At 49.5% G+C, this 22,869-nt stretch carries 23 protein-coding genes; 5 read left to right on the forward strand and 18 right to left on the reverse strand.

Going from position 1 to position 22,869, the window contains the following annotated elements:
• Positions 1-93 precede the first annotated feature (93 nt).
• Positions 94-1,242 carry an epoxide hydrolase family protein gene (locus tag MHI42_RS02275; RefSeq protein WP_342422607.1) on the forward strand — a complete coding sequence of 383 codons (1,149 nt, stop codon included), beginning with the start codon at positions 94-96 and terminating at the stop codon, positions 1,240-1,242.
• Positions 1,243-1,248: 6 nt separating this feature from the next.
• On the opposite strand, the gene MHI42_RS02280 is transcribed toward MHI42_RS02275, so the two are convergent.
• From MHI42_RS02280 to MHI42_RS02350, 15 genes are all read right to left on the reverse strand, one after another.
• Positions 1,249-1,674 carry a MaoC family dehydratase gene (locus tag MHI42_RS02280; RefSeq protein ID WP_042137298.1) on the reverse strand — a complete coding sequence of 142 codons (426 nt, stop codon included), beginning with the start codon at positions 1,672-1,674 and terminating at the stop codon, positions 1,249-1,251.
• A gap of 215 nt (positions 1,675-1,889) precedes the next feature.
• A complete protein-coding gene (locus MHI42_RS02285) occupies positions 1,890-2,747 on the reverse strand; it encodes an aldo/keto reductase (protein ID WP_342422608.1) in 858 nt (285 codons plus the stop codon).
• A gap of 60 nt (positions 2,748-2,807) precedes the next feature.
• On the reverse strand, positions 2,808-3,650 hold the full coding sequence (locus tag MHI42_RS02290) for an SDR family oxidoreductase (protein ID WP_342422609.1): 843 nt from the start codon (positions 3,648-3,650) through the stop codon (positions 2,808-2,810).
• A gap of 25 nt (positions 3,651-3,675) precedes the next feature.
• A complete protein-coding gene (locus MHI42_RS02295) occupies positions 3,676-4,428 on the reverse strand; it encodes a carboxymuconolactone decarboxylase family protein (protein ID WP_342422610.1) in 753 nt (250 codons plus the stop codon).
• Between the two features lie 186 nt (positions 4,429-4,614).
• Positions 4,615-5,148, reverse strand: coding sequence for a GNAT family N-acetyltransferase (locus MHI42_RS02300; RefSeq protein ID WP_342422611.1), 534 nt, complete (start codon positions 5,146-5,148; stop codon positions 4,615-4,617).
• A gap of 226 nt (positions 5,149-5,374) precedes the next feature.
• Positions 5,375-6,115, reverse strand: coding sequence for an SDR family NAD(P)-dependent oxidoreductase (locus MHI42_RS02305; protein ID WP_342424673.1), 741 nt, complete (start codon positions 6,113-6,115; stop codon positions 5,375-5,377).
• A gap of 192 nt (positions 6,116-6,307) precedes the next feature.
• On the reverse strand, positions 6,308-7,006 hold the full coding sequence (locus MHI42_RS02310; protein WP_342422612.1) for an ABC transporter ATP-binding protein: 699 nt from the start codon (positions 7,004-7,006) through the stop codon (positions 6,308-6,310).
• Positions 7,007-7,026: 20 nt separating this feature from the next.
• Complete coding sequence (locus MHI42_RS02315) at positions 7,027-8,163, reverse strand: FtsX-like permease family protein (protein ID WP_342422613.1); 1,137 nt, start codon at positions 8,161-8,163, stop codon at positions 7,027-7,029.
• Positions 8,164-8,165: 2 nt separating this feature from the next.
• Positions 8,166-9,464 (reverse strand): ABC transporter permease, encoded by a 1,299-nt coding sequence (locus MHI42_RS02320; protein WP_342422614.1) that lies wholly within the window; start codon positions 9,462-9,464, stop codon positions 8,166-8,168.
• A gap of 34 nt (positions 9,465-9,498) precedes the next feature.
• Positions 9,499-10,803, reverse strand: coding sequence for a Fe-S-containing protein (locus MHI42_RS02325; protein ID WP_342422615.1), 1,305 nt, complete (start codon positions 10,801-10,803; stop codon positions 9,499-9,501).
• 57 nt (positions 10,804-10,860) lie between these two features.
• Complete coding sequence (locus tag MHI42_RS02330; protein WP_340987164.1) at positions 10,861-11,487, reverse strand: iron transporter; 627 nt, start codon at positions 11,485-11,487, stop codon at positions 10,861-10,863.
• Between the two features lie 58 nt (positions 11,488-11,545).
• The gene (locus MHI42_RS02335) at positions 11,546-12,718 is read right to left on the reverse strand and encodes an FTR1 family protein (RefSeq protein ID WP_342422616.1); all 1,173 of its coding nucleotides are present in this window, start codon (positions 12,716-12,718) and stop codon (positions 11,546-11,548) included.
• A 275-nt stretch (positions 12,719-12,993) separates the two neighbouring features.
• Positions 12,994-13,917 carry a metal ABC transporter substrate-binding protein gene (locus tag MHI42_RS02340; RefSeq protein ID WP_342422617.1) on the reverse strand — a complete coding sequence of 308 codons (924 nt, stop codon included), beginning with the start codon at positions 13,915-13,917 and terminating at the stop codon, positions 12,994-12,996.
• A complete protein-coding gene (locus MHI42_RS02345) occupies positions 13,914-14,756 on the reverse strand; it encodes a metal ABC transporter permease (protein WP_171719534.1) in 843 nt (280 codons plus the stop codon). Before MHI42_RS02345 ends, MHI42_RS02340 begins: the two co-directional genes overlap by 4 nt.
• Positions 14,749-15,492 (reverse strand): metal ABC transporter ATP-binding protein, encoded by a 744-nt coding sequence (locus tag MHI42_RS02350; protein WP_342424674.1) that lies wholly within the window; start codon positions 15,490-15,492, stop codon positions 14,749-14,751. The genes MHI42_RS02345 and MHI42_RS02350 overlap by 8 nt, the downstream gene beginning before the upstream one ends.
• A 216-nt stretch (positions 15,493-15,708) precedes the next feature.
• On the opposite strand from MHI42_RS02350, the gene MHI42_RS02355 reads away from it, so the two are divergent.
• On the forward strand, positions 15,709-16,131 hold the full coding sequence (locus tag MHI42_RS02355) for a GNAT family N-acetyltransferase (RefSeq protein ID WP_342422618.1): 423 nt from the start codon (positions 15,709-15,711) through the stop codon (positions 16,129-16,131).
• A 65-nt stretch (positions 16,132-16,196) separates the two neighbouring features.
• Here the strand turns inward: MHI42_RS02355 and aldA are convergent, their stop codons facing one another.
• Complete coding sequence (gene aldA, locus MHI42_RS02360; protein WP_342422619.1) at positions 16,197-17,642, reverse strand: aldehyde dehydrogenase; 1,446 nt, start codon at positions 17,640-17,642, stop codon at positions 16,197-16,199.
• 169 nt (positions 17,643-17,811) lie between these two features.
• Between aldA and MHI42_RS02365 the strand changes: the two genes are divergently transcribed.
• The 3 genes from MHI42_RS02365 to MHI42_RS02375 are packed head-to-tail and all read left to right on the forward strand — an operon-like array spanning position 17,812 to position 20,656.
• Entirely contained in the window at positions 17,812-18,561 is a 750-nt protein-coding gene (locus MHI42_RS02365) for a (Fe-S)-binding protein (protein WP_342422620.1), read from the forward strand.
• Entirely contained in the window at positions 18,558-19,985 is a 1,428-nt protein-coding gene (locus tag MHI42_RS02370) for a LutB/LldF family L-lactate oxidation iron-sulfur protein (protein WP_342422621.1), read from the forward strand. Before MHI42_RS02365 ends, MHI42_RS02370 begins: the two co-directional genes overlap by 4 nt.
• Positions 19,982-20,656 carry a lactate utilization protein C gene (locus MHI42_RS02375; RefSeq protein ID WP_342422622.1) on the forward strand — a complete coding sequence of 225 codons (675 nt, stop codon included), beginning with the start codon at positions 19,982-19,984 and terminating at the stop codon, positions 20,654-20,656. The genes MHI42_RS02370 and MHI42_RS02375 overlap by 4 nt, the downstream gene beginning before the upstream one ends.
• Here MHI42_RS02375 and MHI42_RS02380 read toward each other — a convergent pair.
• Positions 20,653-21,261: a sugar O-acetyltransferase gene (locus MHI42_RS02380; protein ID WP_342422623.1), complete on the reverse strand. Its 609-nt coding sequence runs from the start codon at positions 21,259-21,261 to the stop codon at positions 20,653-20,655. The genes MHI42_RS02375 and MHI42_RS02380 overlap by 4 nt on opposite strands.
• A gap of 141 nt (positions 21,262-21,402) precedes the next feature.
• The gene (locus MHI42_RS02385) at positions 21,403-22,638 is read right to left on the reverse strand and encodes an MFS transporter (RefSeq protein ID WP_342422624.1); all 1,236 of its coding nucleotides are present in this window, start codon (positions 22,636-22,638) and stop codon (positions 21,403-21,405) included.
• Between the last annotated feature and the right edge of the window lie 231 nt (positions 22,639-22,869).

The raw sequence follows: 22,869 nt of genomic DNA on the forward strand, positions 1-22,869 counted from the left end.
TTAGCATTTGATTACGGCATTGCCTCATGATTTTGAAAAGATATACTATAGTTATATCGTTGCTGTAGCTAATACACTTAAGGAGAGAGCAATATGCCGATTGAACGTTTTCAAATCCGGGTGTCTGATGAAATCCTTGAAGACCTGAAATACAGACTGGATCATGTCCGCTGGCCCGATCCATTAGAGGGTTCTGACTGGGAACGGGGTACGGATCAGGGTTATTTACGGTCGCTCGTTACGTATTGGCGTGAGCAGTTTGATTGGCGCGCCAGAGAAGCCGAGTTGAACCGCTTGTCACATTTTCGCTGTAACGTCGATGGAATCGATGTGCATTTCGTGCACGAGCGCGGCAAAGGCCCTAATCCGCAGCCGATTATCCTTACGCACGGATGGCCGGACAGCTTTGTGCGATACGAGAAAATTATCCCTATGCTTACGGACCCTGCCCGTTATGGCGGGAATCCCGAGGATTCCTTCGATGTCATTGTCCCTTCCGTGCCCGGATTCGGCTTCTCTAATGGCCTGAAGCGCGCTGGTGTGAATAATGCTTATGTGGCTGAGCTGTGGGCCAAACTAATGACTGAACATCTGGGCTACCCGAAATTCGCTGCGGCAGGCGGGGATGTCGGCTCTGGTGTTACACGGTATCTGGCATTCAACCACCCTGAACTTCTTACCGGTATACATCTTACCGACATCGGCATCATCCGGAATCTTCTGGCTGTCCAGGATAAGTCGGGGTTGACTGAAGAAGAGCTCCTGTACATCAAGAATACTTCGCAATGGATGGCTGATGAAGGCGGGTACATGTCGATTCAATCGACGAAACCACAGACGCTTGCCTACGGACTGAACGACTCACCTGTAGGATTGGCAGCTTGGATTATTGAGAAATTCCATGCATGGAGTGATTGCAAGGGTGACCTAAGGAACAGCTTTAGCGAGGATGAACTGCTTACGAATATTATGATCTATTGGGTTACCCATACAGTAGGGTCAACAGCGAATATCTATTACGAGAACACGCATTCACTGCCGCCTCTCGGGCGCATTGAGGTGCCTACCGGTATAGCTATTTTCCCGGGAGATGTCGCCTTGCCGCCCCGGGAATGGGCTGACCGCAATCTGAATATCACCCGCTGGACTACCATGCCCCGCGGCGGACATTTTACAGCCATGGAAGATCCCGCGCCTCTGGCTGAAGACATCCGTGAATTTTTCAGACCATTAAGAGGATAAAAGATTTCACTGCTTCACCAGCACAGACAGCTCGCCCTCAAAAACCTGATCGTCTGAGCTGGTGAACGTTGATAATAACACCGTAACCAGGCCTGTTGCATTCCGCTTCTCTTCTACCCCGGTCACTTCAACCATGGTATACAATTCATCACCCGGATATACGGGGCGCATGAATTTAATGTTGTTCATCGCAGTTCCGGCAATAACCTCATCCCCATAACTGCCTGTCTCCACCCACAGCTTAAACGACACAGCCAGGGTCTGAATTCCTGAAGCAATGATTCCGTTGAATCGGCCTTGTGCTGCCTTCTCTTCATCCAGATGCATATATTGCGGATCAAATTCGCCGGCAAATCTGGTGATATCCTCTTTCGATAAGGTTAGAGATTTGGTTCTAAATACTTGTCCGATATAAAATTCATGAAACCGCATGATTGCACCTCTTGAAGTAATTTTGCTCGTTTATTTTAGAGTAGGATTATATCACAGATCCGGTGTACCGTCTTATACAATCTTGACTGTAACCTAGTAGAATTGGAACGGCAAGATTCACTTTGATGTTATTTAAACGAAAAAGGGCCCCGGGAAATCCCGGCAGCCCTCTAACACCTGCTATTCAATTCTAGCATAGCTGCTTCGTATAAAATTTATTCCAGACCCTGTTTCCCGTAGCCAGTGAGGTTCTCAACGACTTGCGGATCGTAGTGGGAGAAAAATGCGCTTTCGCCTGTATCGAGTGCAGCGATCTTAGCCATGTCCTCCGGCGTCAGTCCGAAGTCAAATACATTTATGTTTTCTTCCATTCTGTTTCGGCTAACTGTTTTGGGAATGACTACCACGCCTCTCTGAATCAGATAGCGCAACGCCACCTGGGCCGTGGATTTATGATATTGATCAGCCACCGTTTGTAAGGTGGTGTTGGTGAACAAATTATTTTTCCCTTCGGCAAAAGGACCCCAGGATTCAATCTGCGTATGGTATTTCTCCATGATTTCCTGAGCTTTGACCTGCTGGTTGAAGACATGGGTCTCCACCTGATTGACAGCCGGCACTACTTCAGTAAACTGCACAAGGTCGATATATCGGTCCGGATAGAAATTACTTACACCAATTGCTCTGAGGGTACCGGCCTTATACAGCTCTTCTAATGCACGGTACGTTCCGTAGTAATCCCCAAACGGCTGATGAATCAGGACCAGATCCAAATAATCCAGCTGCAGCTTTCGCAGGGATTCTTCAATAGAAGCTTTAGCTTGTTCATAGCCTGCATTAGAGATCCATACTTTGGTTGTGATAAACAATTCTTCCCGGGGAACTCCGCTCTTCTTAATAGCACGGCCAACGGCTTCCTCATTCCGGTAAGCTTGTGCGGTATCAATGGAACGGTAGCCTACGCTTAGGGCATCCAGCACACATTTCTCACATTCCGCCTGATCTGAAATCTGATAGACTCCATAGCCCAGAATCGGCATTTGTACTCCGTTGTTTAAGGTTACATACTCCATTTATAATTCCTCCTAAGTTAATAGTTACAAGTGATTTTAACCCCGTCTGATTAGTGCCGGTTATTCACCAGCCGGAAAGTCCGTTGAGGCAGCCAAGTCGGTCTGCTTCTCGAAATCAGCAACACGCTTCATAAGGGTCGACAGGGTGGCGGCCAATGCCTGGGAGCCTAACACCATACGCATCGGTGCAGGCTCTACGTCCACACTCTCGATAATACGGGCAGCCATACGCGCCGGATCGCCGGGAGCCAGCCCATTCGAACCGTCCAGCATGCTCAAAAAGCCGTGCGCAGGATTCCCCTCATATTCTGGCATTAATGAAGCAACCTGTGCGCTGCCATAGCGGAATTCGGTACGGGCTCCTCCCGGTTCTACGAGTGTAATCCCGATGTTAAAAGCAGCGACCTCCTGGGCCACAGATTCACAGAAGCCCTCAATGCCGAACTTCGTAGCGTGATACATCGAATTGCCCGGGAAGGCAACCTGTCCGCCATAGGAAGACAGCTGAATAATACGGCCGCTGCCCTGTGCGCGCAGATGTGGCAGGGCGGAACGGATGAGCTGAATCGGGCCGGTCAGATTCGTGGCGATGATATGATCCACCTCAGCGTCAGACAGTTCCTCGGCTGCACCGAACAAACCGTAACCTGCGTTACTTACGATCACGTCAATCACTCCGGACTTGTCAAAAGAATCATCGACCAGCTTCCGGATGGCAGGAACATCGGTCACATCCAGCAGCTCGCAAATGAAAGTATCCGGATATTTCTCAATAAGACCGGCTACCTTCTCTTTGTTGCGGACCGTTCCGATTACCTTGTCCCCTTGCTCAAGGAGCTGCTGCGTCATCACATAACCAAACCCGCTGCTGACACCTGTAATCAGCCATGTTCTTTTGTGCATAATCATTTAATCCTCCTGTTAACTATCATTTCGCTGCTGCTTCGATCACACACCGTAGCGCATTCAGACTACGCGGATAACCGATGAAAGGCAGGCATTGAGAAATGACCTTGATCAAGAACTCCTTATCATTTCCAAGCCTCATATTGGCTGCGGCATGACTGGTCGCCTGCGGTTCACAACCGCCTTGCGCATACAGGAAGCAGAACGTAATCATCTCTCTTTGTTTGAGATCCAGTCCTTGCCGGGTATAGTAGTCGCCGAAGCAATTAGCCGCAAGCCATTGATTGATGTGCCGGCTCTCCTCCGGGCCTGATTTCCAGAACTCCTGCATACTCTCGCCAAAAATATCCACCTGCGCCTGAATCCCCGCTTCAAGACGCGTTTCCATAGTGGTTGTGGCCTGCCCCGGTAGAGGAAGCTCCACACCTCCCGCAGACAATACATCATTCAGGACATGCAGGAAGGGAAGAACTCTGCCAATGCCGAGATAAGCGACGGACTGATAGACAATTTCCTTGGCTTCCACCGGTGTAACGCCAAAGTTCAGGGCAGCGGGCAGCATTGCTTTGAACTCATCGATTCCCTGACAGCCGATTAATACAGATAGAATGGCCATCATACGGGTCCGGTCATCCAAATCATCCTGATGAACCACTTCATCAAATGCAAAATTATCAAACCGCTCGATAAACTCGGGATCTGTTACATGAAGCTTGGATTCGTAGCCCGGAAACATTCTTTCGTGGTATTTCTTTGCGGCATCTGTAATCTCCATTGTGTACTCCTCCTGATTATTTCTGGACGTTTATTATTCTTCCGCCAAAAAGGGTCAACCAAACAAGTTGGCTAACCCTTTATTTAAATGAATTCATGTCTATTATTATACTCGAGTCTCTTTGTAATACAATTTATGATTTCGCCTAAAAAGTACAGTAATGCACTATTTTAACGAAATTGTCTATTAAAAATTAACTTCCAGGTCCGGAGCTAATCTCCAGTTGTTACACCGGATCATCGTGCCTAAAGGATATTCAAAATCACATTCGCCCATAAATGTGAAGCCAAGCTTACGGCAAATGGCGTTAGAAGCAGGGTGGCTGATTTTGGGGAAAGCATGAATATACTTGTGCTTCTGCTCTGAATGGATCCTAGCTATGGCCTTAACGGTTGCTTCTGCAGCTATACCTTGCCCTTGTAAAGCAGTTAACACGCTCCATCCGATCTCATACACAGGTTCCCCATGCCAAGTCTGATCCCAGTAACCTACACTGCCGGCTACTTCTAGCTCTGGCTGCAACAGGATCTTGAACATTCTCCCTGTTCCAGTTCCGGCAATCTCACAGTAACGTTTATGACGGGACAGGAGCTTCTCTTCCGTTTCCGGTCCTCCAAGGAAAACTGTCATCTCGGGAGAATTCAATTGCTGCAGCAATCCGAAATCTCCGGCATCCCAAGGTTCAATGCTTACCTCCGGCCTGTACTTCTGCTCTGCCATTACACACACCTCCACATATAATTGCTGACGGGCTCTCAGCTTCATATTATACGATCCCATTAAAAAAAGCCCGAAAGCTAAACTTCAGGCAAGTTTCTTCTATAGTTAGCCGCTGGGAAGCGAAGAAATGCTGCATTTCATACAACAATGGCGGATTGGCGCCGGAAAAATGAGCAAATTGTTGTAATTTGTGCAGGATTTTTCAATGATATTGAATCCTCACCACTTACCAGGGCAGCGTATTACCGGCATAGTCAATCAGAGTAAGCTCTTGCTGTCCGTAATCCGGCTTCAGGCGATTCGCGATCTGCCGAAGAATAGACCCGGCTGATTCATCAGCGGTGAGGCTCCCGGTTGTATCCAGCTTCCCTTGCATATAAGTCTGGACATGCCCGGGATGGACAACCATTACCTTGCCGCCTTGCGCCGCAATCTGATTCTGAATTAACTGAGACTGCATATTAAGCGCGGCCTTGGACATGCAGTAAGCATACCAGCTGTTGCGCCAACAGGTTCCAATACTGCCTGCTTCTGATGAAATGTTGACGATCAGCTTGCTGTCACTCCGGAGAATAGATTCGATTAAGCCGTTCGACATTCGCAGCGAGCCTAGTGTGTTCACCCGGAAGACCTGCTCCATTTCTTCGAAATCCAGCGTATCCTGAACCGTCATCTTCATATCACCCAGAATCGCCCCGTTGTTAATCAGAATATCCACCCGGTCCGTGCAAGCTGCAATAGACTCGACAGCTTGTTGTACACTATCTCCGTCGCTTATATCCAGGTTCAGCACCTGCAGCTGCTCTTCATAGCTTGCCTTCAGCTGTTCCAAGGCCTCATTGCTCTCCTGCAGATACTGCCCGGCCAACACATGATAACCCTGCTCCAGCAGTGCCTTAACCAGACTCAGCCCAACGCCCCGGTCAGCACCCGTAACTATAGCCCATCGACTCTCCAACAGGACCACCTCCTGACTCAAATTCACATAAATATATTGCTATATACCAGTTGATTATACGAGTCCGAGCGTGGCATATCCATAACGGAATGCTTGTAGTTCATGTAATAATGTCCGCAAAATAATGTCCGCGCAAAAAAACGGAAACCGGGTAATTGCTGCATTACCTGGCTTCCGTTCCTCTAATCGAATGTGATCTGTTTAATTATTAACCAGCTCCTGCTGGACAGCAACAACCTTATTGGGCATCCGGATCTCCTTGATGACTCCGTGTTCCAGCCGGATTTGCCGTTCGGCCAGTTCCCCGACCTCCGGCGCGTGGGTCACCATAATAATCGTATGTCCCTCCTGATGCAGCTCCTGGAACAGGTCCAGCACAATCTTCTCATTGGCTTCATCCAGGTTCCCTGTCGGCTCATCGGCCAGAATCAGCGCCGGATAATTGATCAGCGCCCTGGCGATGCACACCCGCTGCTGTTCTCCTCCGGACAGCTGGCGCGGCAAATGCCTGGCACGCCCTTCCAGACCTACTCTTGCCAGGGCCGCCGCTGCCTCCTTCTCGTCAGGCATACTGTGATAGTATTGGGCAACCATAACATTCTCCAGTGCCGTAAGATGCGGGATCAGGTGAAACTGCTGGAAGACTAGGCCGATTTTATCTTTGCGGATCTCCGTCAGCTTCCTGGAGCTCATTGAGCTGGTGGCTATGCCGTCTATCTTCACCTGGCCGCTGCTCGGCTTGTCCATAAGTCCGATCATATTGAGCATCGTGCTCTTTCCCGAACCGGAGGAGCCCATAATAGACAGCCATTCTCCCGGTTCTACAGCGAATGTGATATCCTTCAAGGCATGCAGACTGTCATATTTCTTGCTAACTCCGGTGATTTCCAGAATACTCATTGTCCTTACCCCTTTCAGTCTTATTCCCCTTTGAGCACAACTGCCGGCTCAATGCCGATGACGGATCTGAGCGGAATCAGCGAAGCCAGCCCGGCTACAAGCAGGGCTGTAACCGTGACAAGCGGAATAACTGCCCAGCGGAAGGATATGGAGGAATGAAAGACGCTTTCCCCGATGACCTGGGCCAGGAAATAGCCGAACACCAATCCTACAAGGGTTCCTGCCAGCGCCAGTACCCCGGCTTCGCTCAGAAACTCCAGCGCCAGTGCTTTGTTCTGGGCGCCGAGCACTTTTTTCAGGGCAATCTCCTGCTTGCGCTCCATCACCATCGTCATCATCGTGGTGGCTACGCATAGTAGAGTAGATAAGAGAATAATGATCACGACGATATAGACCAGCGAGCTGATTTTGTCCAGCATGACGGTCTCCGAGCCGGAGATTTGCTTGATCGGACTAAGCTCCATTTGCGGATAGTTCAGATTGACCGCTGAGGCTGCCGCATCCAGTCCCTCCCCGGCAATACTGAAGTAAGCTGCATTCGCTTGGCCTTCCTGATGAAACAGCTTCTGGGCATCTGCCAGATTGATGAATATTTGATTATCTTCGGTCCCGCCGCTGCTGATCGTCCCGGTTACCGTAACCTTCTGCTCGTTACCTGAGACTTCATCCTGAATCGGAAGCACCGTTCCAATCTTGTAACCCAGCTTCTCCGCTAAGTCCTTTCCGACAAGCACGGTTCCTGAGGCATTCCGGTCTGTATCCATAGTTCCTGTAACTTCCCAGTACGGTGTGATCTTCGGAATCTGATCGAACCAGGTACCGACTACCACGAGTCTGCGGGAATTGATTGTCACCAGACCATAGAGATTGGACGTATATCCGACGACATCCTGCTGCGGGAATATACCGGCGATCTCCTGTGTAGTGCTCTCCGGAAATACTTTGTTCTGCGATTCCGAGGTTGGCGTGAGGATCAGGTTCGCGCCATACGAGCGGAATTCCATCCCCATCTTGATATTGATATCATAGTACACGCTTAGCAGGCCGGAGATTACCGCGGTTCCGACAATGATAGCGAATAGCGCAATTAACATTCTTGATTTCCGCAGCTGAAAGGAGCTGATCAGCATCCTGATGAACATCGTTGATTTGCGCATGCTTATCTCCCGCCCCTCATTACATTAGCTGGCTGCAGACGGATAACCATCCGCATGGCCGAGAAGCTTCCGGCCAGGGTGAGCAGCACGGAGAGCAGCAGGACGAGCGGCAGAACCAGTCCTTTAAATGAAAGCGCGGTGTCGAATACAGTGCGGTCGATAATCTGGGCGAAACCAAGACCCGCACCGTAACCAAGGAGTCCGCCTGCAAGCCCGGAGATTACGGCTTCCATCACAAATAACAGCAGTACGGCGGAGCTCTGTGCCCCCAGCGCTTTCATCAGGCCGATCTCCTTGCTTCTTTCCAGCACTTTAGTAGTCATCAGGCCGGAGATTCCGAGACCGGAGCTGATGAGCGCAGCAGCTGTAAGGATGAACATCAGCAGCTGAATTTTGGTTAGAATCATGCCCTCGGATTCGGCAACCTGCCGGATAACCTTAGCCTCGGAGCCGGGCAGCGCCTTCTCAATCTGATAGGCAATCGCACTGACATACGCGGTGCAATACCAGGTCTCATAATCCTTCGCGGATAGCCGGTCCGGATTCAGCGCGGCCCTGCGGGCCAGCTCGTTCTCCGGGGTGGTCAGTGCACTCACTTCAACTCTGCTTACCTTACCGGTAAGCCCGGTCGTTTGCTGCAATGTGCTTAGAGAAACGAAGATTTTGTCATCATCTGTTCCTCCGCCGCTTAAGATGCCTGCAACCTTCAGCGGCAGACTCTTGCTGACACCGCCCGCTTCAATATTGACGTCCACGGTCTGTCCGGGTGTTAATCCAAGCTGTCCAGCCAGGGCTGAACCTACAATCGCAGTGCTGCCGTCATCGTCCTTCACCCATTCCCCGTCAACCTGCCACCATGTTTTGAGCTGCCGGATACCTGTGTTAATCTTCTCCCCTGTAGGCAGATCCAGATCTTTGTTGAACCAGGTGCCTACCACCGCTACAGGATGGTTCACGTTATTCACGCTGGCGGAAGCCTCCAGATACGGAGTAAAGGCCACTATATTATAGGCCCAGAAGATCGTCTTGATCTTGGGCAGCTCCTGCTCATCAATGAACTCTCTGTCAGCCAGCGGATTGAAGTCCACCCCGTCGATCTCCGCAGGCAAAGCATCCATTTTTGGAAGGACCTGCAGATTGGCACCGTAGGTTTTGAGTTCCCGGTTCATTTTATCGCCGACATCCAGCGATACATTCAGCATGGCTGTAGCGAGGGACGCTCCGAAGGCAATGGTGATAATAAGCAGGAGCTTGCCCTTAAAGCCTACAGTAAACGCCTTGGCGAGCATTCTGAAAAACATTTTCCCATCCCCAATCTTATAACGCCGTCATCCCTTAATGCTGGAACAGATCCTCCTGATGAAACGTAGCGGTTTCCTTCTCGAGGTCACTGCTGGCAATAACGAGATTGCCTTTATCCATGTGATAGGCCAGCGGGATCGGATTACAGCCGCCTTCGAACCCGATGGTCGGAATGTTCATAATGACGTCGCATTTCCGGCAAATGACTTTGTTGCCTTTCTGATAATACCCCGATGATCCGCAGATTTTGCAGGCATCGAAGCCGATTCCATACATCGTCTCGGATTTGCGGATGATAATGAACCGGACAATCGTACCATCTGCGGCCGTATAACCGAATCTGTGGAGATTCCGGTCATTTACAGAAGCCTGCGGAATCACGATGTGCTGGCTTGGATCGGGTGTAACCGGCTCCGCCGGGGATAATTCGATAGTCTGGTTGGCCAACACTGCCTCAACACTAAGCAAGGCAGGAACAAGCACCATCAGGGCGGCAATAGCTGCCAGCCAGCGCTTGTCATTTCGTACCCGGGCTTTGAATTTCCGCTGGACTGCAGGATTCCACGTCTCTGACAGTTTTTCTTCTCTCCGGAAAAACGACAATAAGACCGTTACGGTCCAGATGAAAGAAGCTGCCAGCAATACGTATAGATATTTATCCATATTGTTAATAACGGGAATCAGAATGTCCATCGTCACCGGAGTTAGCGGAAATACCCCTCTGGCGAACAGGATCTGTGCAACTGTAAACAGCTGGTTAAGCATCATCGCGGCCAGAAGCAAGACACTTCCAGCCACAGAGCTGCGGGCCGAAAGTGTACGTGTGCTTCTTACAAAAGACAGGCCGAACAATATGCTGCATACCAGGCCGAGCAAGCCGCCAGTGAACTTAAGGATAAGCTCCGTGTTGACTACACTGTAGGTCTGGATGAAGATGCTGCTTGGAAACTGCAGGATGCGCATCACCGGCAGCACGGTCAGGCAGACAGAAGTGAGGCAAATGAATACGGTCCTCACGCCGCCTCTGCTCCACAGCAATTGCGCTGCATTGTTCTTCCGGGTGTGAAGCTTTCTTTCCCTGATCACCCAGATTAGCAATGCAATCTCCAGGATGAAGGACACCGCCATGGTCCAGCCGGTGAAGCTTTCTTTCTTCGGGCCGGACCATTTCAGCAGGTATAGTACTACCCAACCGATAACGGCTGAAGCAGCTGTCCCGGAATAGATCCATTTACTGAAGCGGCTGTTTCCGGTATGGCGGAGCCATACAATAAGAACGGATATAATCAGCGCGATCTCAAAACCGTTGCTGAGTGTAATCGCAGTAGCTTTTAACATGTCTTCCTCACCACACTATTCTCCGATTGAGCTTGCGAAGGTTCTGTCCGGTCCGGCTTACCAGGTTCTTGGCACCCAGGAGAATTCCCAAGTCAAGTCGATCGGCTCCTGCCAGAACCGGCCGGTAACCCCAGTCGCATCATCCGTGTGCAGCAGATAGTCCATTTTCTCCGGGGATTCTACTACATAGTTCAGAACATAAGTACCTGCGCCCGGAAGTTTAACGTTAGCTCCATAATGTGCGCCGTCCGAAGCATTCATCGGCATGAAGGTGCCTTCAGAGACAACGGTGTCTGTATCTTTGGCTTTGATCTGATAATGAACAGTCAGGTAAGGAATGAACTCCCCGATACCGAAGCCTGTCTCGTTCCCTTCCAGTGCGGCAATATCTGCTTCGAGGTGGAAGTCAGACTGTGCGGCTGGCAAGCCTGCTTTATCCATAGGCTCCATATCCACCGGCTGCAGGTACAGGGCGCCAATCTTGATGCCATCCACTTCCTGCTCTTCCCCGATCGGGAATTCTTCAAAAGCTGGCGCTTCATCCGCTGCAGCATTGACTGCCGTATTATTGCCTGATGCCGCGGCATTGCTGCTGCTGTTGTTGTCCGAACTACAACCTGCCATTATGGCAGACATTGCGAGTACAATTCCGGTAACCATCAATACATTTTTAATTTGTTTCATCCTCTACACCCCTAATGAATTATTTATTTATGAAGCATTGCCAATAACGTTATGACGCTTAACCCTGTGCAGGCTTGCCATCCGGTTTGACTGTCCCTTTGCGGGAAGAGATCAGGTACCAGATTAGTCCTATGGCGGTAGCCAGCAGCAGCAGACCTTGCGCGGTTAAGCTCTCGACCGTCGGATAGATTCCGAAGAAGCTGATAATCGGGAATCCGGAGACCGAACTTGCACTAATCATTGCTCCAGCCTGGAGCTCCGTGATGGCTTCTCCGGCGAACACGAAGGCCAGATAGTACATCAGAATGCTGGTGCCGATGAAGAACGGCTTCAGCGGAATACGCAAACTTCCGAGGCGGATCACCAGGAAGATGACGACCAGCGCCAAGGCGCCTACCAGAATCCCCAGCCCGATCATGCTAATTCCTTCCCTGTCTTGTCCAGTCACTAGAGCCTGGTAGAAGAGCACAGTTTCTGCACCTTCCCTGTATACAGCAAGAAAGGCTGCAAGCCACAAAGTCACGGTGTTACCTGTCGTAATGGAGGTCTGAATCTTGCCTTCGATGTAATTCTTCCACCGTTTGGCGTCTGCTTTACCGATTAACCAGAAGCTCATGGAGAACAATACAGCTACGGCCAGCAGCATCGTAATTCCCTCTAGATTCTCCTGGCTGGCACCGCTGATGTTGAATAAATATTTGAGCCCGATGGCAGTCAGCACGCTTGCCCCAAGCGCCACTAATGTGCTCTGGTAGATAATCTTGACCTTATCCTTATTGCCCGACTTGAGCAGATACGCAATGATTGCCGCGATAACCAGAATTGCTTCAATACCTTCACGCAGGATAATGACCAGTGATGATAAGAAAATCCCCCACGGCGTACTGTCGGACTTACTCAGCGTTGCCGCATCCTCCTGCAGCATGTCTACCAGCTCAGACATCTGCTGATTCACCTGGGCCTTGGTCGCCCCGGCCGTCATGGATTTCCGGATCTGGCGGAATTCTTCCTCAATCAGAGCATTCCGTTTCGATGAAATATTATATTTCACCGCTTTCTCCATCTGCCCGGCTTCATAGGGACCATAATACGCATTATTGACCTGGTTCTTGGCCTCTGCGACATCCCCGCTAACATAAGTCTTCAGCGCTTGCTGCAAAGTGTCATCTATCTGCTCTACCACCTTGCGCCAATTGCCGTCCGCTGCATGAGCTTGACCTGGTATGATCAATAGCATCAACAGAAACACTGCCAATACAGTCCGCCAAAAACGACCCTGCAACCGAATCCCCCCCGCCAGTTGTATTATAAAAATTGCTGTTCAATAATTGATAATGATTATCAATTTCATTCTTGTGGTTTAGTGTAATGAATAAATCATCGCAAAAATATGATATTTGTCATTTCAATTTGTCTTTCATTCATTTTTATACAAACTGTAAAACAAAAAAGAGTGTTCCAAGCAGCGGATTCCGCCTTTTGGACACTCTTCATGTGCATTTACCTTCATTTATCAGGTGACAGCCCTTCGATGACCTTGTCGATATTCCATTGAATCATCTTAATGTAGGTGTCGCCGTCTTCCCCTTTTTTAGCTAAGGAATCAGTGAAGATCTTAGAATGTATAGGCACTCCTGTCTCATTAGAGATGGTCTCCATCGTCTTGGGGTTCACGCTCGTCTCCAGGAATAATGCAGGCACCTGATTCTCTTCAATAATACTAATGATCCGTTTCATTTGCTCCGGCGTCCCTTGGCTGTCCGTATTAATCTCCCAGATGAAAGCCGATTCGAAGCCGTAAGCCTTCGAGAAATACTTGAATGCCCCTTCGCTGGTAACGAGAATCCGCTGTTCCTGCGGGATCTTATTTACTTCCTCTTTGGCGTATTGGTCCAGCTCATTCAGTTCCTTCACATAAACTGTCTGATTGTTAAGATAATACTCCTTGTTGTCCGGGTCCTGTTCAATTACACGTTTGGTGATCACATCCACGTACTTAATGGAATTCTGGATATCCAGCCAGGCATGGGGGTCCACTTGCGTTTCCTTGCCTTTCTCAGTCAGATACATCGGTGTCACTTCATCGGAGACAGCAAAGGCAACCTCATTCTTGTTCGTCACCTTCAGCAGGTCCTGGAACCAACCTTTTCCCGTCTCCAGATTCAGGCCGTTATAGAAAATCAAATCTGCGCTGGACACCTTGCCCGTATCGGCAGGTAATGGATCATACATATGCGGGTCTGTTCCGATGGGAACCATACTGTATACTTCAGCTTTGTCCCCGACAATATTCTCGGTCATATCTGCGATGATGGAGTAAGTGGCAACAATCTGCAGCTTATCCTCACCCGCTTCCCTCTCATTAGTATTAGAACAAGCAGCGAGCAGTGAGATCAGAACGATAGAGGATAGCCATTTGAGTTGTTTCATCCTTGCTTCAGCCCTTTCCTTAAGAAATTATTTTTGGGTGACAGTATGAAGGAGACCGCGAACAGGCTCACACCCACCAGTACTATCGTGGCACTTGTCGGGAGATTAAAGCCAAAGCTGAGATACACACCTACAATTCCCGATACCGCACCCACCGCAGAGGCTAATACAATCATGTGGATCAGCGTATGGGTCCATAAATAGGAGGTGGCTGCCGGGATCACCAGCATCGCAATGACCAGCACAATCCCCACTTGCGATAACGAAGATACCGTAACTACAGACAGCAGCATCATCAGCAGATAATGATAGAAGCCTGTTTTTAAACCATAAGCCTTGGCAACTACCGGATCGAACGAGCTGATCAGCAGCTCTTTATACAGCAATACAATAATGGCAATCACAACGAGCATGATGATGAAAGATTGCGTTAACTCAGACTGCGGAACAGCGAGGATATTCCCGAACAGAATATGAGTCAGATCCAGACCGCTTTTGGCAAAAGTAATGAGGACAATCCCCAGGGCGAAAAATGAACTGAGTATAATGCCGATGGAGGTGTCGCTTTTGATCGTACTGCGGCTTGTAATGAATTGAATGAGGATGGCGGCTAACAGGCCAAACAGGGATGCGCCCAGCAGGATGTTGATCCCCAGTATGTAGGACAAGGCTACACCAGGCAGTACAGCATGAGATAAAGCGTCGCCCATCAGCGACATCTTCCGGAGAACAATGAAGCTGCCCAGCGCCCCCGATACAATGCCCAGGATGATGGCGGATAAGCCGGCGTTAAGCGCGTAGACCGGGATGTTGAACAAGTCTGACATAACATTAATCATGTTCGGCCCCTCCTGCCCCTTTGATGATCACATTGCCCAAGGAGGCACCATATGCTGCGCGGATATTGCCGGTAGTGAAGGTATCTTTCACATCTCCAAAGGCAATCAGTTTTTTATTCAGGATAATAATTTTGTCAAAATACTCTTCCACTTCATGCAGATCATGGTGAACGACGAGAATGGTTTTGCCCTCTTCACGAAGATGCTTAAGCAGATTCACGATAATCTTCTCACTGACCATGTCGATCCCGACAAACGGTTCATCCAGGAAAAAAACGTTCGCTCCCTGGGCGAGTGCCCTGGCAATAAAGACCCTTTGCAGCTGTCCGCCGGATAAATTGCTGATTTGTTTATTCGCAAGATCGCTTATATCCACCATCGCCATACATTCCTCGGCCCGTTCCCGCTCTTTTTTGCCGGGGCGCTGGAAGATTCTCAGGTTCGGGTAGGTTCCAGTCAACACCGTATCCTTCACTGTGATCGGAAACGTGAGATCAATATCGTTTTTTTGCGGCACATAGGCAATCTTCCGTTTGTACTCCGAAATATCCCTGCCCTCAACCCTGACCGAGCCAGTTCTCTTCTTAATCACTTCTAATAATGCCTTAATCAGTGTTGATTTCCCTGCGCCATTCGGTCCGATGATCCCCACCGTATGCCCGAACGGGATCTCGAGATTCACATTTTCCAGTGCTGAACTGCCGAAATAATCAACGTTTAGGTCTTTAATCTCGATCATATGCTAACTCCTTATCTGCTAATTGCTGTCTGAAATCTGATATAATTATGAGTCTGAATATTTTTTGTTTCCTGAATGAAACAATAAGTTCTGAATACATAAAAGTTTCCTTCGGGAAACTTTTAGTCTTATGAACAATATATTTAACTGCGGGCAATTTGTCAATAATAATTAAAATTTGTGTTACAATTTCAGCAGAAGGGGTGGTGTTAAATGGTGAGAATCGCAGATTTAAATCTGGAGCAGAATCAGCAGGAAATATCGGGATTACTGGAGGAGCATAGCCGGCGGATGGATGACAGCATTCCGCCGTATGAGCGCGAAGTGATCTCGCTGGCAACGTATGAAGGAGATACATATGTAGGGGGTATTACCGGAGATATGGTCTGGAAGATTCTAAATGTTCATCTACTGGCCGTCGATCCCGCCTATAGAGGCAACGGACTAGGCGGAATACTGCTCAAGGAGCTGGAAGACAGAGCCCGGTCGCGCGGCTGTAAGGTAAGTGAATTAACTACCATGAGCTGGCAGGCTCCGCACTTTTATCAGAAGCAGGGGTACGAGATCTTCGGGGAGATCCATGATTGTCCCCAGGAAGGCCAAACGAAATATTATTTGAAGAAAAATCTTGAATAGCCACGCAAAAATGCTCCCACACTGCCTGGGAGCATTTATTATATCTGCGAGAATTATGAGTTCATTTAGTTAACCGACTTGTCATATTGTAGATAGACTACATGCGTCTGCAGGTATTCGTTCAGTCCATGTTTGCCGTCGGCACCGCCGATCCCGGACTTTCTCCAGCCCGCATGGAAGCCCTGCATCGCTTCAAAATTCTCGCGGTTAATATAGGTCTCTCCGTATTTCAGGCGTTTGATCACTTTCATAGCGACATTCAGATTCTGAGTGTATAACGAAGAGGTCAATCCGAATTCACTGTCGTTGGCAAGCGCGATTGCTTCATCCAGGGTGGAGAATGAAATGACCGGGATAACCGGTCCGAAGATTTCATCCTGTACAATCTCCATGTCGTTGGTAGCATTGGTGATAACCGTGGGCTCGAAGAAGCTGCCTGCACCGTCCACCTTTTTACCGCCTAGAGCAATTGTAGCACCTTCTTGAACTGCCCGGTCCACCTTCTGCTGAACCGATTCTTGTGCGGCTTTATTAATCAGAGGTCCCATATGAATATCCTTATCCTTGAGCGGGTCTCCGTATTTCACTGCCTTCATAGCTTCAACCAGGCGGGAGGTGAATTCATCCTTAATGGCCTCATGTACATAGACACGCTCTGCACAGTTACAGACTTGGCCTGTATTAATCACACGGGAATCCACAATGGCCTTGATGGCCAGGTCCAGATCGGCATCCTTCATAACAATGGCCGGTGCCTTGCCCCCCAGCTCCAGACTGACCTTGATGATATTCTCGGCGGCTGCCTCCATCACTTTTTGTCCGGCCGGTACGCTGCCTGTAAGACTGACCATTCCGACCTTCGGGTTACTGGCCAGTTCATGGCCTACTTCTCCGCCTCTGCCGGTGACGAGATTGAATACCCCTTTGGGCAGACTGGCTTTATCAACAATACGGCTGAAGGCAACGGCATTGTTCGGGGATTCCGCACTGGGCTTGACGACAATCGTATTGCCGGTAATCAGCGCCGGAGCCATCTTTCTCGCAATCAGGAAGAACGGGAAATTCCAGGGCAGGATGCCTGTCGTTACACCAATCGCCCGTTTAAACACAAAAATATTCTCATTATCACGGTCGCTCTGAACGATCTCTCCTTCATAACGCCGTGCCCATTCCGCCATATAATCCAAATAATCCGCTGTGAAATTCACCTCTACAGTAGATAATTCCAGTGTCTTGCCTACTTCTTCCGAGATCAGCCTGGCGATGCTGTCCGCCTCCGCGCGAATCCCGTCTGCAATGGCATGCAAATATCTGCCTCGCTCCACCGCAGGAGTCTCCTCCCAGGCTGATTGGGCTTCTTCCGCTGCATTAATGGCACGTATGACATCATTCCTTGTAGCCTTGGGAACCTGTGAGATTACTTCATCTGTTGCCGGGTTGGTTACTTCGATCCATTCTTTGCCTTCGGATTCCGTAAATTGGCCATCGATATACATCAAATGCTTGGTCACTGTTTCTCCCCCTCAAGGTAGATTATTACAATTGCCCCACCATAGTGTAAACGCTATCAATATTTATTGTCAATAAGATTCACATTTACTATTTGTTTTTATGTTGTTTTTCATTGACTTTTTGAGTTAAGCTATAATTATAGGGTTACATTGATTGGAGGGATCGGTCGTGAAAGTCAGTATTTTCTCTACTTGTTTAGTAGACCTTATGACCCCGGAGGTCGGTATTGCTATGGTTGAAGTCCTTGAGAGACTGGGTTGTGAGATCGATTTCCCGGCTTCGCAGGTCTGCTGCGGGCAGCCCACGTATAACAGCGGCTATCTGAAGGATTCGAAGCTCGCCATGCAGAATATGATGCTTGCCTTCGATAAATCCGATTATGTCGTGGGTCCTTCCGGCTCCTGCATTGCTATGTTCCATGAATACCCGAAGATCTTCAAAGGGGATCCGCAGTGGGAGTTGAAAGCGGTTGCTTTGAAAGAGAAATCCTATGAGTTCACGCAGTTCATCGTCAGGGTGCTGGGCGTTACCGATGTTGGTGCAAGCCTGGAAGGAACCGCCACCTACCACCGTTCCTGCCACATGACAAGGCTGCTGGGTGAGAAGGAAACTCCACATCAGCTGCTTGAACACGTCAGAGGACTGCAGCTGGAGCCGCTTAAGAACAGCGATAACTGCTGTGGTTTTGGCGGAACCTTTTCGGTCAAAATGCCTGAGATTTCCGAGCAGATGGTGGACGAGAAATGCGGCTGTATCAAGGATACCGGAGCAGATATTCTGATCAGTGCGGATATGGGCTGCCTGCTGAATATCGGGGGGCGTCTGTCCCGCAAGGGTGAGCCTGTCAAGATTATGCATATTGCAGAAGTGCTGAATCAGCATCAGCCTGTTGTTAGCAGAGGAGGAAGCCAGACTTGAGCCTGCAAACCGATAAACGTGATTTCAGTGAACGGACTTTGGACGGCCTTGGGGATTCATTCATGCGAAATGCTGTCGGTTCTGCGCAGGACAGTCTCAAGACGAGACGTCTGTCTGCCGCCACCGCATTAGGGGATTGGGAGCAGTGGCGGAATGTAGGCCAGCTTATCCGCCAGCATACCCTGCAGAATCTGGATTATTATCTGGAGCAGCTCGCAGATAATGTTGAGCGACAAGGCGGCCATATTTATTTTGCAGCTACCAAAGAAGAGGCCAGCAGTTATATACGGGATGTTGTTGTGCGTAAACAGGCCAAAAAGGTTGTAAAATCCAAATCTATGGTCACGGAGGAAATTGAGCTGAACCATGTCCTGATCAAAGCCGGCTGTGAGCTGATTGAGACGGATCTTGGGGAGTATATCCTCCAAATGGATGATTGGGACCCTCCTTCGCATATCGTCGCTCCCGCACTGCATAAAGACCGGAGACAAATCCAAAAGGTATTTACCGAGAAGCTTGGATATACGGGAGATGAAACCCCGGAGAATCTGGCCGGATTCGCCCGGACGGTTCTGCGGCAAAAGTTCCTGGAAGCCGAAGTCGGGATCACGGGCTGCAACTTCGCCATTGCTAATCTGGGAGCGATTAATCTCGTGACCAATGAGGGCAATGGTGATCTTACGGCTGCCATTCCGAAGACCCATATTGCGGTGATGGGTATGGAGCGGATTGTCCCGACCATGGAGGAAATGGAGGTTCTGGATAACCTGCTCTGCCGCAGTGCCGTCGGACAAAAATTAACCAGCTACATTACAGTATTGGGGCCTTCTGCAGCCGGAGAGACAGATGGTCCCGAGGAATTCCACCTGGTTGTCGTCGACAACGGCCGGTCCGATATTCTGGGAAGTGAATTTAACGAGGCGTTGCAGTGTATCCGCTGCGGTGCTTGCCTTAATGTCTGCCCGATCTACCGCCATATCGGCGGGCATGCTTACGGTTCAATCTATCCAGGCCCGATAGGTGCGGTAATCACTCCGCTGCTTGGCGGGTACGATGACTATAAGGAGCTGCCGTTTGCCTCCAGTCTCTGCGGTGCTTGTACAGATGTCTGCCCGGTAAAGATTCCGCTGCATGAGCAGCTGATCATGCACCGCCAGAACATTGTCGAGCAGCGAAGAACAGGCGCCGGAGACAGGCTTCAGATGAAAGCGGCCAGCCGGCTGCTGTCCTCCCCTGCCCTGTTCGGCCGGACCCTGCGGTTAGCACACTCTGCCAGCCGATTGATGAGTAAACAGGGACGAATCGTAAGAGGCCCCGCCTTAATTCATGGCTGGATTCATGCCCGCGACCTCAAGCAGCCCGTCAAGCAGCAGGACAGCTTCCGGGCATGGATGGAGAAACGTAAAGGAGGGTCAGAGCAATGACAGTATCCCCGAATAAGGAGGATTTTCTGAATACAATTGCCTCTAAGCTGGGCCGGGAACGTAAGACTAATGTTCAGCGGCCTGTTATACAGGACTTGATTCCGGACAGCTATGGCGACCTAACTAACGACGATCTGGTAGAGATTCTTAAGGAGCAGTGTTTCTTCATTCACACTCAGGTGATTGAATCGAAACCGGAGATTCTGCAGCGGACCTTGGATGATCTTATAGCAGCGAATGGCGGCGGGCTGGTTATGACATCCGGAGATCCCCGGTTTGCCGAATACGGGCTGGAGTTCCCGGATGCCGCCATGTGGGAGGAAGCAGCAGGAAGAGAGGAGAATATTAGGCGGGCTGAATCAGCGAATACAGCGATTATCTTCGCTGACTGTGCGCTGGCCGAGTCCGGAACGGTTGTGGTGGAGAGCCGCCCGGATCAGGGCCGTTCCCTTCACTTCCTGCCAGCACATTATATTGCGGTGATTGAGCGGCAGAGGCTTGTGCTCCGTTCTACTCAGGCAGCAGCAGCGTTTAACCGGAGAATTCAAGCCGGTGAGCCGGTGGGCTCATCAATTAATTTCATCTCCGGCCCCTCCAATTCCGCCGATATCGAAATGAAACTCGTGGTGGGTGTACATGGACCGCTGAGAGCCACTTATGTACTTATTTAGTAATCCGTAACATCAAATTCTCTGTCCTTATAATAAAATTTCCGGTCTTCCTCGGTGATCTCACGGATAATTCTGCAAGGGCTTCCTACAGCAATCACGTTATCCGGTATATCTTTGGTCACAACACTGCCAGCACCAATTACTACATTGTTGCCAATGGTTACACCGGGATTCACAATGACATTGCCGCCTATCCAGACATTATTGCCAATCGTTATAGCAATACCGTATTCATATCCTGAATTTCTGGAGTCCGGATGGACGGGATGACCTGCGGTATAGAGCGATACATTCGGAGCAAACATGACATTGTCACCGATGACGACTCTGCCGACATCAAGAATGGTACAGTTGAAATTAGCATAGAAATTATTCCCTACGGAGATATTCGTTCCATAATCACAGTGGAAGGGCGCTTCGATATGAACTACCTCTCCGGTCTTGCCGAAGATCTCCCGGATCAGTGCTGCTCTCTCCTCTTCTTCATCGGGACGGAGCAGATTGAACTGATGGACTTTGAGTCTCGCAGCTGTTCTCTCTTCCGTTAATCCATCGAGCCAGGCTTTATAAGGAAGTCCTGCAAGCATTCTTTCTTTCTGGTTCATTGTTTGTTCCTGCCTTTTCTTGTAGGGTTGCCGGCTATGCTGCACTTCAGCCAGCACTTATTAAATGACTTGTAATAAGTTATACCATAATTATAGTTGAAGAACAAGCAGCCCCGCCGGCTGGCGGGGCTGCGGGACATTTTACATTGTCACATGTGCTCTCTTATATAGAACAGGTATTGCTGCTGCAATAAGGATGATCCCCATAACAGCGGGTGCGGCGTGTCCAAGAGAAACGTAGATTTGCCCCCCAATGAGAGGCCCGATCATCCTGGCCAGCGCCTGAATCGATTGGCTGCCGCCTTGAATCCTCCCTTGTTCACTCGAATCGACAGACTTGGAGAGCATCCCGTTGAATGAAGGCCCGAAGATCGAATCACCAAAACCGAAGATGAACATCCCAACGATGAAAAGCGGATAGAACGCTAAGAGAGACGAGACGGTAATGAACCCATAGCCTATAATCTCCGAGACCATTCCAAGTACGGCGATCTGCTGATCACTTAATTTCTTCAGAAGCCTGGGCATGATGAAGCCTTGCGACAGGATATCCTGAAAGCCCATAATGGAGAACATTAGCCCGATGATTACCGGCTTCCAGCTGAAGGAATCCATTGTGAATTGTGAGAACACAGCCTGCATAGATCCATTAGGTATCCAGAGCAGGAAGGCGGAAATAAGCACCCTGTTCAAGTTTTTCATGGAGAGCAGACTGGCCAGCTGTGAGAATGGATTCAGTCTAACCAAGGTAATCTCTTTCAGTCTATTATTCTTGCTCAGACTCTCCGGCATGTAGAACAATCCGTAGATAACATTCAATAAAGTAATGGCCGCACCAAAAAACATCGGTACAGCATAGCCAAACTTGGCAAGTAACCCGCCTACACTCGGGCCAATAATAGTGCCTGCACCTACTACCGCACTCACCCATCCAAAGTATTTGGTTCTTTGCTCCGCAGGAATAATGTCGGCAAAATAGGCGAAGATTGTGCTGATGCTCCCGCCTGTTATACCTTCTATGATCCGTCCGGCGAACAGTACCCACAGGGCTCCTCCTAAGCCAAAAACAAAGTATCCGATTGCAGAACCTAACAGGCATATTAAGAGCAATGGACGGCGGCCGTATTTGTCGCTTAGTGCCCCAAGTACCGGGGCCGCAAAAAACACGCAGAAAGCATAAACGGAGGTCAGCAGTGTAACCATTACCGCTTGTTCTCCCGGATTATCGGTATACGGCCGCACTAAGAATGGAACGACAGGCGCTATGATAGTGAAGCCTATTCCGCACAGAAATACAGAGATAAGGCCGAAGATTAAAGCGTGTCTGTCTACGGTTTGTTCTGTGTTCTGTGTAGTGTGTGATTTGGATTTGAACATGTGATTCTCCCCTCAAACGTCATGATTATGTTTCCTAGGAAACATAATCATCCTACTGCATTTTTGTTTCCTCGTCAATAAAAACCGCATTAACAAAATTTCCTGGCCGCCCATTAGCCCTCAGCCAGTGAGGAGGACTGAGAATCCGCTATTAGAGCAAAACAGATGTTTTTGCGGGTCACGCGGACTCAGAATCGCTTATATGGACGATTCCCCCTCTTTTCGGACATG

It is taken from the genome of Paenibacillus sp. FSL E2-0178 (assembly GCF_038593005.1).
Lineage (GTDB): Bacteria > Bacillota > Bacilli > Paenibacillales > Paenibacillaceae > Paenibacillus_AQ > Paenibacillus_AQ phytohabitans.

Coding starts and splice junctions, on each gene's coding strand:
- MHI42_RS02275 (WP_342422607.1), top strand. CDS start 94: ATGCCGATTGAACGTTTTCAAATCCGGGTGTCTGATGAAATCCTTGAA.
- MHI42_RS02345 (WP_171719534.1), bottom strand. CDS start 14,756: ATGATTAATGTTATGTCAGACTTGTTCAACATCCCGGTCTACGCGCTT.
- MHI42_RS02380 (WP_342422623.1), bottom strand. CDS start 21,261: ATGAACCAGAAAGAAAGAATGCTTGCAGGACTTCCTTATAAAGCCTGG.
- MHI42_RS02355 (WP_342422618.1), top strand. CDS start 15,709: ATGGTGAGAATCGCAGATTTAAATCTGGAGCAGAATCAGCAGGAAATA.
- MHI42_RS02340 (WP_342422617.1), bottom strand. CDS start 13,917: ATGAAACAACTCAAATGGCTATCCTCTATCGTTCTGATCTCACTGCTC.
- MHI42_RS02290 (WP_342422609.1), bottom strand. CDS start 3,650: ATGCACAAAAGAACATGGCTGATTACAGGTGTCAGCAGCGGGTTTGGT.
- MHI42_RS02315 (WP_342422613.1), bottom strand. CDS start 8,163: ATGCGCAAATCAACGATGTTCATCAGGATGCTGATCAGCTCCTTTCAG.
- MHI42_RS02310 (WP_342422612.1), bottom strand. CDS start 7,006: ATGAGTATTCTGGAAATCACCGGAGTTAGCAAGAAATATGACAGTCTG.
- MHI42_RS02280 (WP_042137298.1), bottom strand. CDS start 1,674: ATGCGGTTTCATGAATTTTATATCGGACAAGTATTTAGAACCAAATCT.
- MHI42_RS02325 (WP_342422615.1), bottom strand. CDS start 10,803: ATGTTAAAAGCTACTGCGATTACACTCAGCAACGGTTTTGAGATCGCG.
- MHI42_RS02320 (WP_342422614.1), bottom strand. CDS start 9,464: ATGTTTTTCAGAATGCTCGCCAAGGCGTTTACTGTAGGCTTTAAGGGC.
- MHI42_RS02385 (WP_342422624.1), bottom strand. CDS start 22,638: ATGTTCAAATCCAAATCACACACTACACAGAACACAGAACAAACCGTA.
- MHI42_RS02375 (WP_342422622.1), top strand. CDS start 19,982: ATGACAGTATCCCCGAATAAGGAGGATTTTCTGAATACAATTGCCTCT.
- MHI42_RS02300 (WP_342422611.1), bottom strand. CDS start 5,148: ATGGCAGAGCAGAAGTACAGGCCGGAGGTAAGCATTGAACCTTGGGAT.
- MHI42_RS02330 (WP_340987164.1), bottom strand. CDS start 11,487: ATGAAACAAATTAAAAATGTATTGATGGTTACCGGAATTGTACTCGCA.
- MHI42_RS02295 (WP_342422610.1), bottom strand. CDS start 4,428: ATGGAGATTACAGATGCCGCAAAGAAATACCACGAAAGAATGTTTCCG.
- MHI42_RS02285 (WP_342422608.1), bottom strand. CDS start 2,747: ATGGAGTATGTAACCTTAAACAACGGAGTACAAATGCCGATTCTGGGC.